The organism is bacterium (assembly GCA_021108215.1).
Lineage (GTDB): Bacteria > Oederibacteriota > JAAXVQ01 > JAAXVQ01 > JAUVAV01 > JAIORK01.
In genome coordinates this window covers 18,566-31,982 of sequence record JAIORK010000052.1, presented here as the reverse complement: position 1 = coordinate 31,982, position 13,417 = coordinate 18,566, and the positions used below count along the sequence as shown (strand labels likewise).

Here is a 13,417-nt window from a genome sequence, read left to right as displayed (position 1 = left end):
CCTCCACTGCATGACTTAAATATATTGGGGGTTGACATTACCCATAGATAGGGGCGGGGTGCCCCCGCCCTAAGGTCAGGACCGCGGATGGGTGTCCGGAGATGAAGAAGCAAGTTCGTGCGTTTGGGGCAGGGTGATCGTGAATTTTGAGCCCTTTTCCGGTTCGCTTTCGACGGTCAGACGTCCCTGGTGTGATTCGATAATTCGGAGGCAATTGGTAAGTCCGAGGCCGGTCCCGTATATTTTGGAAGAATAAAAGGGTTCGAATATTTTTTCCGTGTTTTGCGGGGAGATACCGCACCCGTGATCAGTAATCGTGATTATGGCCGTGGCAGCGTCTTCGTTGCGCAGTTCGACATCAATTCTGTCATTTTCAACGGAGGCCTGGATTGCGTTTAAAAGGATATTTAAAAGCACCTGTAAAAATTGGTTGGGATCAACCAAGATGGTATTGGGGCCTTGGATGCTTAAGTGCGCTTGGATTTTTTTTTCGCGGAGATGGTTTTTCAAAAGCACCAGGGTTTTATCAAATAAGACCTGGAAATGAGTTTCCTGAATAACCGGATCATTATTGCTGGAAAAATTTAAAGTGCTGTTCGTGAGTTCGAGTAATCGCTCAATTTCACCCGGAACTAATTTATTGAACTGGTCCATAAATTTTTTGTCGTTTGTTTTTGTTGGCAGCATTTCAACGAAGGTTCGGATGGAGGTGAGCGGATTTCGGATTTCATGCGCCAAAGACGTGGCCATGGTGCCGATGAGTTCGAGCCGGTTTTCTTTGATGATCTGATCGTAAAGCGTGATGTTTTCAAGAACCAGTGATACCTGTATTCCGAGATTGCGTAAAATATTTATTTCGCGGTTTGTGAATCCGATTCTGTTTGTGTGGTAACCGAACAGGAGTATGCCGGTTAATTTTTTGTGGGTGGTGAGAGGGATGAAAAGCGAAGCCTTGAAATTCCGGTCAATCAATGCAAGCAGTCCATTGTTTTGATCGCTGCTGTTTTGAAGAGTATGTCTTAAAGATTCTGTTTCCAGTATAGTGGTATCGGCATAAAAATATTGAATCAAATCATGGCTGGTTTCCATAGTGGCAGGGAGGTCTGCCTTGCCGGACTGGTATTCTTTTTTTAACTGGGATGAGGTTTTGTCGTAATGATAGATTGCAGTATAGCGAACCTGTAATTGCTTGAATAATTCCGTGCAGAGATATTTGGAAAGCTCCGTGCTGCTGGTGAACGCGTTTAAACGGTCGGTTGTTTTCTGTAGCGAATTATACAGCTTGCGTCTTTTGGTGTTGATGGCTTTGTCTGCAATCGCATCAAGCTGATGGCGGTATCTGTTTATTAGAGAGGTAATAAGGAAAGTTCCGAGGATCATGATTATCAGTAGATGCAAATCAATAGGTGAAGCAGTGAGTAAGGAATATCCGAAATAGAGAGAAGAAATTAAAAGTGAGGATATGATTAATATTGCCAGAAAGTAATAGAGTTTTTTAAGGATAATCTCAATGTCAAACAGGCGGTAGCGGATAATTACGTATCCTATAATCAAACAATATAAAACAACGGAGTAAAATGAATATTCTGGAATGTGTATATTATATAAGGGGAGAAATCCACCGGGGCCGCCACTATAACCGATAAAAAATGCTAAAAATAAATATTTTAGCTGAGTTTTGTGCAGGCCTGTAGCATGTTTGTATCCTGTAAATAATTTTATGAATGAATAAATAACACATAATATAAAATAAATCGGAAAAAGATGATAATGCAAACCGGCTGGTCCGACAAAGTATTTAAACCCGACAATTTCGATAGTGTGCGAAACTAAGTAGTTTGTTGGAACAAAAATAAGCACTATAAAGCCAATTAAATACGCCAGTTTAATAATTTTTTTGTTTTCGACATTAATTTTGAGTATAGATAAAACGAAGTGCATAAAAAATGCAGGAATTAATGCGGCGCCTACGTGAAGAGCTCTTGACCAAAAAAGGCCTTCTGCCGAATTTTGAGATAATGCCATTTTGAAAAAGGAAAAACTCCAAACACTAAGTGCCAAACTATGAAGAAAAAATGTTAGATTGGTTGTGCTTCTATGGTTTTTAAAAAAAACATAAAACCCAAGTATTGGGACAATAATACTGTTTAATAATTGTGCTGTAGCATAATGATTCATAATTTATTTACCTTGTGGATAGATTACTAATAGTAGCGGTAATATTATTAGATCAATTGAAATTTCGTGTCTTAACTTTATAATTTGAAACTGCGGCATGTTTTGTGTGGTGCTTGGAATGATACATCCTCAATAATGAATTGATGGAAGTGCGGTCATGCATGACGACACCGGCATATAATGCGATTTTCGTAACTGACCTACAATTTTGACAGTCTGCATTTTCACCCAGCGCACAGGGGCTTCTTAGCGATCCATCATTGCACATATGAACTGAATAAACTCTACTATGAACATTATTGAAATCCATCGGACAATTAGCGGCCATTTGTTGGCCATATTTATTTTTGAGCAGCTCGAGCATTAAATGGGAATTGCATATTGGTCTGCTATATTTTTGCTTTAGGCGTAATAGCAGGTCAGATGTCATGTCGCGTTGGCGGTCGGTTAACTGCAAATTATTTGTATTGTTTTTTAAGGGGGCGTACATCGTGAACACAATTCCTTCGAGGGGATAGTCTGACCATTCGGCTAAAAAATCAGGCAGACAGTGGATATTAAGAGCATTAATGCAATAAATGACTGCAACCGGAATGTTTTTTGAAAGTGCTTTTAATATATTGATTTTGGATTTTTCGTAATTACCCTTGCCGCGAATGAAATCATGCTCTTTTTGTGTTCCGTCGATCGACACTGCAAAGTGAGTGTTGTTACGCCATTCCGGGAGGGGTAATATTCCGTTGGTTACAACCAAGTTGTTTTTTTTATTAAGTCCGATACCGTTTTGGACAATTTTTCTGGATGCCTCATTTACAAGTGGTTCGCCGCCATACCAGGTTATATTGGTAATACTCGGGAATTTGATAAGTGCTTTTTTAACTGATTCTAAAATATTTAAATTTATTTTATTTGGAATTACATCGTCATAAGAATCCCAGAAGCAATGTTTGCAATGCAGGTTACAGATGTTGACAACATCCACGGAAAGCGCGCTGGGACGTAAATCCACTTTTGGTTCAGTGACTGTTTGTGATTTGGTTTTGGGTTGTAGCTGGTTCAGCAAGGTATTGGACAATTTACTGCGACTCATAGTAACACCCCCCGGAAATCACTATATCAATAATTTAATATAGCACTCACTATAGTACAGGATAGGAATTATTACTATTATTACTTTGGGTAATGAGGCTGATCGTAAGGGCGGGTCCGTGACCGGAAAAAATATTGAATGAAAGGGACTTTTGCCGGTCGCAAACCCGCCCGAAGAGAGTTAGATGAAAATTATAATTGTGTAACCGGTATCGCCTCGGCGATTTCACCAAAGGGCATTTTTAAGCTGCCATAATAAGAAATGTAACCTGATTGTGCTTTGTTGGGAAATAATTCCTTGAATTTCAGTATACCATCCGCCATTTTAGAATAACCAGTTGAGCTTGCTTTGACTTCAATGGGAATAAGTCTATTGTTGATATCGATTACAAAATCAACTTCTTCACCTTTTGAGGTTCGCCAAAAATAAATCGGCGGCTGAACACCCTGATGATAGAAAAATTTAATTAATTCTGAAAGTACAATCGTCTCGGCAATGGGGCCGGATAAAGGACCGTTTTTAGCATGCTCAAAGGAGGTTAAACCGGTCAGGTAGCAAAGTGTTCCGGTATCGGTAAAGTAAACTTTGGGCGTTTTAACCAGGCGCTTGGAAATATTATTGTGGTACGGTCGCAGTATATGGATTTGAAAAGTTGCTTCTAAAATTGCCAACCAGGCTTTGACAGTATTTAGTGAAAGCCCCAGATCACGGCCCAATTCGGCAAAATTCAAGAGTTGGCCGCTTCTGGCAGCCAGTGCCCGCAAAAAAGATTGAAATTGCGTTAGATCACCTATTTGACGCAGCATTCTGATATCACGTTCGACATAGGTTTGAATATAACTGGCATGCCAAAGATGGGAATTGCGCTTTGCTTCAACCACAAGCTCCGGATAATAACCACGGACGTGGTTTTTCCAAAGCGCTGCAATATCAAGTTCAGATTTTAATGGAATTTTAGCGTTGCTGTCCCAGGGCGCTTTACGTTGTGATTGATTGGACTGTTCTCGTAGTGACATCGGGAGTAAATGCAAAATTGCAGATCGACCGGCCAGGGTTTCACTGATGTTTTGAGATAAAAGTAGGTTTTGTGATCCGCTTAGAATAAATTGGCCTTTTTTATTCCGATTGGCATCAATGATCTCTTTTATATAAGGAAGTAACCCGGGGACGTATTGGATCTCATCCAAAATAACCGGGGGGGAATATAAATCAAGAAATCCTCTGGGGTCATCTGTTGCGATGGCTTGTATATCCGGCGCTTCCATGGACACATAGCGATGCGTTTTTTTGAAGAGGTGTTTTAAAAGTGTGGTTTTACCTGATTGGCGGGGTCCGGTGAGTAGAATGGCCGGAAATTCAGCAGCAGCTTTTTTTAATACCGGCTCAAGTGTTCTTTTTAAATAATCCATGTAGGTGTTTGTCTCCTGTGCGTGGTGTAATAGTGAAATTAAAATGCATAATTGCACTATATAAAAATAGCGGGGTATTGTCAACCAATAATGTAATTTGAATGTATAATTGTACGCATTAATATAGTCGGGGGAGGCACCCCAAGGCAAAAGGCATCTCACGCGAAGGTCGCAAAGAAAAGTAAAGGCCAAATAGGATAAAAGCATAATCGTGGAACCGGCGAAGAATACCGGCGGGAATTAAAAAAGATAGTCGTAGAAGGTTTCTTTGATATCCATGTACTGCTCGGACAGGGTGAAGAAGATAAATGTATTTTTAACATGACCTCTGACAATAAGCGTTTCCGGTACCCACATCCCCTGAAGGTATTGATAAGTGATTTTGGCCCGCATTTTTTTTACCATGCCGGGAAGTTGTGATGGTTCAAATGCCATATAAACCACGTCATAGGTTGTCTTGTCAATAAACACCTTGCCGCGGGAAAATTCTCTGGCAGGTTTTTTGGGTTTGTAGGTTATTTCCCAGACGTCAAGGTCCTGGTAGAGGGTGGGTCCTTTCAATTTGAAATCATATTGATCAATTGTCAAGGGGTGGAAAGGTGAACGCATGGTTTGCGGCTTTGTTCCTTGACTTGTCTCGACGCGGATTTCCTTTTGGGACAGTTTCCGGCCGTTGATGGTCATTTCCAGGAAGTGATAAGTCGGAGCATTCGGCCAGTTCAGGTTCACCGTTCTTTTGCCGGTGATGACACGCTGGATTTTTTTTTCAGCATTGCGGATGAGGGTTTTTGAATCCGCGAGATAGACCATGCGGGCAAGGACAGTGATCTGTGAAGCGTTGCGTAATTGGATTTGGTTTCGGATAAAATTCCAGGATTCTTCCTGTGCTGCCGGCAGTGGGTGTGCCATTGCCAGAATAAGCAGCATGACCACCATGGGAAAAGTAATTTTTGGCATAAACAGCTCCTCAAGAAGATGGATACTATCTTACAGCAATGGGACCCGATTGGGGACAAAAAGTCTGTTTGGCAAAAGAAGGCGCGGATGAAAATATTGAACAGCAGGCAAAGATGATTTTATGGATTTTAGTTGATCCCCCGGGGGGATATGCTAAAATTTTTTTATTACCCTTCCGTCTACTAAATTCTGCCGGTTGTGGCAGGTCTAATAAAGCGGACTTGGGGCATGGTATCAAATACCTTGGGGTTTACCCCGGGGTTTGTTCATAGATACGGGGGAATTGCATGGACTTGCGCATTCACAATACGCATTTAGAAACCACGGTCGGCAGTCTGGCATTTCAGGTTGTCGATGCCTTAATTCATCCTACTAATAATTATCTCTGGTTTTCTACCGGAGTTTCGGATGATTTGAAGCGACGGGGCGGGGAGTTTCTTGAGGAAAAAGCGATGGAATTGGGTCCGATTGAGCCGGGTCAGGCAGTGCTGGCACCTGCGGGGCGGCTCAAAAGCCGTTTTTTAATTCATGCGGCTGCCTGGGGGCAGGACATGATGACCAATGAAAAATTGGTCCATCGTGCTATTTCTTCCGCCTTAAATCTTGCCAAAGAGAACCAGTGTGAAACACTGGCTGTGCCGGTAACTGGTTTAAGTGTGAACGCCTTTACTTTGGCACGTGCGATTGAAACGGTTTTTTTATCTGTTGTGGAACATTGCATGCAGGAAACCAGTCTGAAGAAAATTGTTTTGTTGATCAATAATGAAGCGGAGCGCACAATTTTGGACCGGATTCTCCAGACCGCTAAAAATGCAGACCCTCCCCGGGATGAAACAGGAGACTAAGTCGGGTTTGAAAAATCACACGTTTGCGCCATGGTTCATCAAGCTGCGCTATGATTTAATCAGTTGGCAGATAATTTTTGCGGGATTTTTTTTGTTCTTTCTGGCGGGATGCGCATCGCAGCCGTTAAGACCACCGGATACGGCAAAAGCCGGCCGGGTTGTCAGTCTGGCCAGATCATTGGAGGGGACACCCTATCGCTATGGCGGCAACTCACCGTCACAGGGATTCGATTGTTCCGGCTTGGTAGTCTATGTTTATCAAAAGGCGGCCGGACGTAAACTTCCGCGCATCAGCCGTCACCAGTTTAAAATCGCCCGCCCGGTGCGGCTTGGTTTGGAGCGTCCGGCAGATCTGCTTTTTTTTGATATCAATGGCCGCGGAATTTCTCATGTCGGCATCTATCTGGGAAAAGGAAAATTTATCCACGCACCCAAAACCGGCGGCAAGGTGAAAATTTCGGATGCAAATAAAAAATATTGGCGTCAGCGTTTCCGCGGCGTCCGGCGGGTGTTATAAATGTAGGGGCGGGGCGCCCCCGCCCAAAAGAAAATAAAAAGGCATTCACCGCAGAGGCGCTGAGAACGCAGAGAAAAAAACGTAGGGGTGGGTTCTAAACCCACCCAAAAAGAAAAACAATTCACCACGGAGCTCACGGAGAAAATCAAAGACTGAATAGGGTGAAGTCAAAAGCATAAAGGGATTAAAAGCTTTTTGAATAATAGTTTAATGTTTTCTAATTCGTTTTTGTTTTTACCCTACAAAGATTTTGATTTTAATTTAATGTTGATTTTCTCTGCGTACTCAGCGCCTCTGCGGTGAAAAAGGAATTTATTATGAAAGATAAACCAACTTTAATTTTGGCATCAGGATCACCGCGACGCAGGCAGTTGCTCAAGCAGGCGGGGATTCCGTTTCGGGTTATGGTTTCTCATTACCACGAAGGCAAACCTCAGGGTGATCCCGGTGTGTTTGTCCGTCTGGCAGCGATGGCCAAGGCCCGTGAGGTGGCTCGGCGTGTTTCACATCCGGCATGGATTTTGGCGGCAGATACGCTTGTTGTCCAAGGGGGAAAAATATTCGGGAAACCGGAATCGCGGACCCAGGCGGGCCGGATGCTGCGTATGCTTTCCGGGAAAGAGCATACGGTTATGACCGGCGTGGTTTTTTTGCATTCCGTAATCGGCAAGCAGAAAATTTGGCTGGAAACGACGCGCGTGGGGATGCGGAAAATTCCAGAGCATGAAATGAAGGCGTATTTAGCAACCCGGGACTGGGAAGACAAAGCGGGTGCCTATGGAATCCAGAGTATTGCCGGTGCATTTGTGCGCCGGGTGGATGGTTGCTATTATAATATTGTAGGTCTCCCCTTGGCGGGGGTGACTCATTTTTTGGATCAGGTTGGGATTCATTTATGTTCCGCAAAGTAAGAATTCTTTTTTTTGGCAGCCTTTTAACCCTGGCGGTTTGGGTGCCGGGACACGCTGCCGTCTGGGAGATGACAGGGCAAATTGGTTTAATTCAGGTTTATGCCCAAATGGAGGATACGGAAGATCCGATCACCGTACTACTGCGTGTAGAAAATATTGCCGAACTGGAGAGCTTTAAAGTCTCGCGGGATTTTGTTCTTATGAAAGACTCGGAAAGCACACAGATCCGTCCCATAAGTGCGGATGAGGTGGTTTCCGGGTACTTGCAGGAATTGCGTACGCTGATGCCCCAACACGCACCCGAGATCAGCGATATTTTGGGAGAAATCCGGGCGGATTTTCCTCAGGAAAAAATTGTGGAAGTTTATGGGAGATTAAAAAAATATATGCAAATAGGCAAGCCGATTACCTGGCGTACCAATTTGGAAAATTATTTGCTCGGGAAGCGCCATTCCACCCGCGCAGATTTTCAGGCGGCGGAAAAAATTATCGAAAAAATTGGAGTTCTTTCGAAAAATTATTTCTGGCCGACGGAAATTGCACCGGACGCTCAGTATACGGGAATTGTTTTTTTTGAAAGTTCTTTCAAGCATCCGGTGACGATATTTTTTCAGATCGGGAAAAATTTCATCGGTGCTCCCATGCAGATTATTCATGGGGATAAGAAAATAGAAAAATAAATTTCACCACGGGAAACAAATGGCGGAGTGCCCCCGCCCAAAAAGAAAAAACAATTTACCACGGAGGACACGGAGTTCACGGAGAAAATCAAAAACTGAATAGGGTGAAGTCAAAGCCATAAAGGAATTAAAAGATTTCCGATTAATAGTTTAATGTTTTCTAATTCGCTTTTGCTTTTACCCTACTAAAATTTTGCTTTTCTCCGTGAGCTCCGTGTTCTCCGTGGTGGGAGCTCTTATTTTTTTTCCGCTTCAACGGTGGATTCGGCCGTGCTGCCATCTTCGGTTGTTTCGGAGGCGTCCTTCGCTTCGGTTGCGATATTATTGACAATGGTTGACTCGGCACGGGCTTGCTTGAGCCAGTCGGAGGTTAGCTGGTCGCCGCGGATACGCTTGAGACGTTCCACCAGAGAATCGTGTTCCAACTTGAAAAGGGTTTCATTAAAAGTTTGTGGTTTTTCTTGGACCACTTCCACAAAGTAAATTGCCTGACCCACTGTTAGTGAGGAACTGGGTTTATTCAAGGGGAGGTCCAGGGCGGTATCAATCAATTGTTCGGCACCATCGATGCCTTTGATGGTGTCATCTTCTTTCACCCAAGGAGAGAGGGAAGTTTTAAGTCCCGCTGCCTGGATGGCGGGGCGCAGTTGGTCGTGTGTATCCAAAGCGAGGAGGAAATTCGTGGCAGCCTGTTGGGCTTGTTGGCGGGCTTTCTCATCTTTTAAAATTTTCTTAATATCTTTTTTTACATCAGCCAATTCAGCTTTTTTAGCGGCACGATGTCCGGTGACTTTTATCAGGTGGTAGCCAAAGGGGGTTTCGACGATCTCAGACAACTCTCCGGGTTTGAGTGCGAAGGCAACATCCTCGAAGTTGCCGACCATGACACCACGGCGGAAATAGCCCAATTGTCCGCCTTTGGTTTTGCTGCCCGGGTCATCGGAATGTTCCGTCGCCATTTTGGCAAAGTCAGCACCTTTGATAATGTCATTACGCAGGGTATCCATTTTAAGCTTGAGCGTAAGTTTTTCTTCTTCAGTGGCATTGCCGTCTAAGCGCAGTAAAATGTGGGAGGCTTCAATTTCTTCCGGCGTGTCATAGTCATTCCGGTTTTTATTGAAATACCTTGAAATATTATTTTTCGAGACCATGACTTTTTTCAGATAGTCTTTCCAGTGAAAGCGGACCCATTCAAATTTGATGCTGCGGGCGCGGGCGCGGGAATAGTGTCTGACAGCGTCCTCGGTCACAACCGTGCTATCACGCAAAATCTGGCTCATTTTCATGAGTTTGATCATGTTGGCTTGCTCCGATTCAAAGTCATCGGGTGAAATGCGGCTGTAGCCGAGCATGGAAATATATTTTTCCTGGGAGAAAACCCCGTTTTCGTGAAAGGCCCGCATTGAATAGATCCGGGTCGCCACTTCATCGGGTGTCACAGTCATTTTTAATTTGTCGAATTGCTGTTTGAGCAAGGTGGTGTCGATTAAGGTATCCATGAGCTCAGTGCGCATCCGCTGGATTTCTTTAGGTGCGGGTTCTTCCTTGGCATTGGTCATGATCTGACGGTAACGTTGTTCCCAATGTTGGGCAAATTCCGAATAGGAAATAGGCTGATCATTAATCACCGCCGCAGAAATTTGCTCAACCGCTGATTTTTGACGTCCGGCATCCATCCCCCAGACAAAGAAAATGGTCCCGACAAAAGCGGTGACAACAAACCAGAGGATTATTTTGGTGTATTTTCGCATGGCGCTCATCATAACGGCAACAAGGTTCCTTTCGTTTCAAAAATACGGAATCATAAGCCCGGCAGGCTTTTGGGTGAAGAATTCCTTCTCATATATAACAGGCGCACATTATAACAGAACGGGTTTTGGTTGCAACCCCAAAAAACCTGTTGCGGCATGAGGGTCGCATTGGTATAATTGGCGCAAATTTTTATGGAGGGCATGACTGTGGGGTTAATCATTGGAATTTTGGCTGTTTTGTTGGTATTGTTTTTGATTTTTACCATGGCAATCGCTGAATGGGCGGACAAGGATATCGGTGAGGTTTTCAGGTCACTGTTCAATAAGAAGAAAGTGCCGGCGAAAACACATACATCAGCCAAGGGTACGCAATCGGAGATCGTGTTGCCGGCAGACTTGGCGGAAGAAAAATCGGCGGCAATAACGGTCCGACCGGTAAAACGGGCAGTGAAAAAAAAGGCCAAGCCGGCGGTTAAGAAAACAGCTAAAAAATCATCTGGTTCCGGAAAAATTGTTATTAAGGCGGCCGTTAAAACGGCAAAGATTGCGAAACCAAAAACGAAATCCCAGAAAGGGAAAAAGAAATGATTCTCGATTTTTTGATGGGTTTATTTTCCAATGATATGGCAATTGATTTGGGAACAGCCACCACTTTGGTTTATGTACGCGGCGAGGGGATTGTTCTGCGCGAGCCGTCCATTGTTGCTGTACAAAAAGGGACGGACAATGTATTGGCAGTGGGTGACGAAGCCAAAGCCATGCTGGGGCGTACCCCGGGAAATATTGTGGCAATCCGTCCTATGCGTGACGGCGTGATTGCGGATTTTGAAGTGACCGAACGCATGCTTCGTCACTTTATCACCAAAGTGCACAACCGCCGCGCCATGGTGAAGCCGCGTATTATTATATGTATTCCCTCGGGTGTGACTGAGGTGGAAAAGCGTGCGGTGCGTGATTCAGCCGAGCAGGCCGGGGCCCGTGAAGTTTATCTGATTGAGGAACCGATGGCAGCCGCAATTGGCGCCGGACTGCCGATTGATGAACCCTCGGGCAATATGATTGTTGATATTGGCGGCGGAACGACCGAGGTGGCGGTGATATCGCTGGGCGGCATTGTGTATGGACGTTCACTGCGCGTCGGCGGTGATGAGCTTGACGAGGCGATCATCAATTATATTAAACGCGCCTACAATGTTTTAATCGGAGAACGGACAGCCGAGGCGGTTAAAATCAAAATGGGTTCCGCCTATCCCCTGAAGCAGGAGATGGAGATGGAGGTCAAGGGACGTGATCTGGTCACCGGGCTGCCAAAAACCCTGGAGATAACGTCGGAGGAGATTCGCGGTTCTTTGGAGGAACCAATCTCTGCGATTGTGGAAACCATCAAGATGACCCTGGAACGGACGCCGCCCGAACTGGCTGCGGATATTGTTGACCGCGGTATTATTATGGCAGGCGGCACTTCGCAATTGCGCGGCATGGATATTCGCCTGCGTGAAGCCACCGGGGTGCCGGTCAATCTTTCTGAGGATCCCACCACGTGTGTGGTGATGGGTTCCGGAAAAGTTTTGGAAGAAAGTATTGATGTGCTTAAAAAAGTTGTGGTGGGCGAAAAGGAATATTTCTAACCGGATGCGGAAGAATCGTGAATAATTATCAGCCTATGATACGCATGCCGCATAGGCTATGTGGTGCAGGAGGCCGATGTGCCTGAATTTTTATGGAAATGGCGGCGGGAGATTATTTTTTCGCTGTTGATTATCATGTCTTTGGGAATGTTGGTCTCACAGCGCAATCCCGGTATGCTCAGCGGTACATTGCGCCATAGTATTTTTTTTGTGTTCGTTCCCTTTCAAAAAACATCATCAACCGTGGCCAAGCGGGTTCGCGGTTTTTTTGCCCAGGTTCATTCCAATAAAAAATTGCGCAAGGAAAATGCCGAGCTGAAAAGAAAGACGGAGAAGCTTACGCTGCGCAATACACTTTATGCGGCCCAGGTGCAGGAGAATGCGGCGCTGCGTCATGAGCTTAACTATCAAAAGCGCAATCCCTATCAGTTGCTTCCTGCAGAATTGATTGGGCGGGATCCTGTCAGCTGGCTGGATCGGATCGTGATTGATCGCGGTTCCAACGATGCGATTCAAAGCGGTGCCGGTGTCATCACCCCCTTTGGCGTGGTGGGCCGGATTGGTGAAGTGAGCACCCATGCGGCGACGGTCATGCTTCTTTTAGATGTTCAAAGTTCGGTGGCAGGATCGGTCAAACGTTCCCGGGTCAACGGGACGGTGAAGGGGACCGGCAAACCGTTTCTTAAATTACTGTATGTTTCCAGTGATGATGATGTTCGCGTCGGCGATGTGGTGGAAACTTCAAAATTGAGCAGCCTGTTTCCGCAGGGGCTGCCGATCGGTGATGTGATGCAGGTGAAGCTGTCGGAAAACGGTATGATGCTGGACATCATCATTAAACCGAGGATTAATTTTAAGCAGATAGACCGTTTTTTGATTTTAACCGGCGAGGAGTGAGTATGGACCGGTTTTTTATTCCGTTGATCGGTTTTTGTCTTGTGCTTTTACAGACGACCTTGGCCGGATATGTGCGTATCGGGGAAGTGGCTCCCGACGGAGTTTTTTTGTTTGTGGTTTTTTTAGCACTGTACCGGCAGAACACAGCCGGGCTTTGGGCGGCGTTTGTGTTCGGGCTTTTTCAGGATGTCGCCGGCGGCGGCATCCTGGGACTCAATGCCCTGCTCTTGCTGGGGATCACCTATTTGGCACTCTATCTGCGTCAAAAATTTTTCCAGGAAAATCTTGTTTCTCAAATTACGATTGTCATGTTGTTCACTTTTTTACACCAGTTTTTTACTTTTTTCTGGATGAATACGCTGTTGGAGACGCAATTTCATATAGGACAATGGGTTGGAAACGCCTTGGGTATGGCGCTCTACCACGCGGTGATGGCGCCGTTTGTTTTTATGCTGTTTAAAAAAATCATACCGGATAAAAATGTCGCCCGCAATTTCATTGGCGGCCAGGGCGGGGGCCGTTCTCATTTTTCCAATACCACCCGGACAGGCTAG

At 45.0% G+C, this 13,417-nt stretch carries 14 protein-coding genes; 9 read left to right on the top strand and 5 right to left on the bottom strand.

The window, feature by feature from the left end; translation table 11 throughout:
- Positions 1 to 75: 75 nt before the first annotated feature.
- The 4 genes from K8S19_12645 to K8S19_12630 all read right to left on the bottom strand — a co-directional run bounded on the left by K8S19_12645 (position 76) and on the right by K8S19_12630 (position 5,634).
- Complete coding sequence (locus K8S19_12645; GenBank protein MCD4814525.1) at positions 76 to 2,178, bottom strand: hypothetical protein; 2,103 nt, start codon at positions 2,176 to 2,178, stop codon at positions 76 to 78.
- 52 nt (positions 2,179 to 2,230) lie between these two features.
- Entirely contained in the window at positions 2,231 to 3,268 is a 1,038-nt protein-coding gene (locus K8S19_12640) for a radical SAM protein (GenBank protein MCD4814524.1), read from the bottom strand.
- A gap of 191 nt (positions 3,269 to 3,459) precedes the next feature.
- The gene (locus K8S19_12635) at positions 3,460 to 4,677 is read right to left on the bottom strand and encodes an ATP-binding protein (GenBank protein ID MCD4814523.1); all 1,218 of its coding nucleotides are present in this window, start codon (positions 4,675 to 4,677) and stop codon (positions 3,460 to 3,462) included.
- A gap of 240 nt (positions 4,678 to 4,917) precedes the next feature.
- Positions 4,918 to 5,634 carry an outer membrane lipoprotein-sorting protein gene (locus K8S19_12630; protein MCD4814522.1) on the bottom strand — a complete coding sequence of 239 codons (717 nt, stop codon included), beginning with the start codon at positions 5,632 to 5,634 and terminating at the stop codon, positions 4,918 to 4,920.
- Positions 5,635 to 5,702: 68 nt separating this feature from the next.
- Here K8S19_12630 and K8S19_12625 point away from each other — a divergent pair, with 68 nt between their 5' ends.
- The 5 genes from K8S19_12625 to K8S19_12605 all read left to right on the top strand — a co-directional run bounded on the left by K8S19_12625 (position 5,703) and on the right by K8S19_12605 (position 8,587).
- On the top strand, positions 5,703 to 5,906 hold the full coding sequence (locus tag K8S19_12625; protein ID MCD4814521.1) for a hypothetical protein: 204 nt from the start codon (positions 5,703 to 5,705) through the stop codon (positions 5,904 to 5,906).
- A gap of 15 nt (positions 5,907 to 5,921) precedes the next feature.
- Positions 5,922 to 6,479: a macro domain-containing protein gene (locus K8S19_12620; GenBank protein ID MCD4814520.1), complete on the top strand. Its 558-nt coding sequence runs from the start codon at positions 5,922 to 5,924 to the stop codon at positions 6,477 to 6,479.
- On the top strand, positions 6,463 to 6,996 hold the full coding sequence (locus tag K8S19_12615; protein MCD4814519.1) for a C40 family peptidase: 534 nt from the start codon (positions 6,463 to 6,465) through the stop codon (positions 6,994 to 6,996). Before K8S19_12620 ends, K8S19_12615 begins: the two co-directional genes overlap by 17 nt.
- A gap of 317 nt (positions 6,997 to 7,313) precedes the next feature.
- On the top strand, positions 7,314 to 7,907 hold the full coding sequence (locus K8S19_12610; GenBank protein ID MCD4814518.1) for a Maf family protein: 594 nt from the start codon (positions 7,314 to 7,316) through the stop codon (positions 7,905 to 7,907).
- Positions 7,892 to 8,587, top strand: coding sequence for a hypothetical protein (locus tag K8S19_12605; GenBank protein MCD4814517.1), 696 nt, complete (start codon positions 7,892 to 7,894; stop codon positions 8,585 to 8,587). The genes K8S19_12610 and K8S19_12605 overlap by 16 nt, the downstream gene beginning before the upstream one ends.
- Before the next feature lie 236 nt (positions 8,588 to 8,823).
- On the opposite strand, the gene K8S19_12600 is transcribed toward K8S19_12605, so the two are convergent.
- Entirely contained in the window at positions 8,824 to 10,350 is a 1,527-nt protein-coding gene (locus K8S19_12600) for a SurA N-terminal domain-containing protein (protein ID MCD4814516.1), read from the bottom strand.
- A 195-nt stretch (positions 10,351 to 10,545) separates the two neighbouring features.
- Between K8S19_12600 and K8S19_12595 the strand changes: the two genes are divergently transcribed.
- The 4 genes from K8S19_12595 (at position 10,546) to mreD (ending at position 13,417) form a co-directional block, all read left to right on the top strand.
- A complete protein-coding gene (locus K8S19_12595) occupies positions 10,546 to 10,926 on the top strand; it encodes a hypothetical protein (protein ID MCD4814515.1) in 381 nt (126 codons plus the stop codon).
- Entirely contained in the window at positions 10,923 to 11,966 is a 1,044-nt protein-coding gene (locus tag K8S19_12590) for a rod shape-determining protein (GenBank protein MCD4814514.1), read from the top strand. Before K8S19_12595 ends, K8S19_12590 begins: the two co-directional genes overlap by 4 nt.
- Positions 11,967 to 12,044: 78 nt before the next feature.
- Positions 12,045 to 12,863: a rod shape-determining protein MreC gene (gene mreC / locus K8S19_12585; protein ID MCD4814513.1), complete on the top strand. Its 819-nt coding sequence runs from the start codon at positions 12,045 to 12,047 to the stop codon at positions 12,861 to 12,863.
- 2 nt (positions 12,864 to 12,865) lie between these two features.
- Positions 12,866 to 13,417, top strand: coding sequence for a rod shape-determining protein MreD (mreD, locus tag K8S19_12580; GenBank protein MCD4814512.1), 552 nt, complete (start codon positions 12,866 to 12,868; stop codon positions 13,415 to 13,417).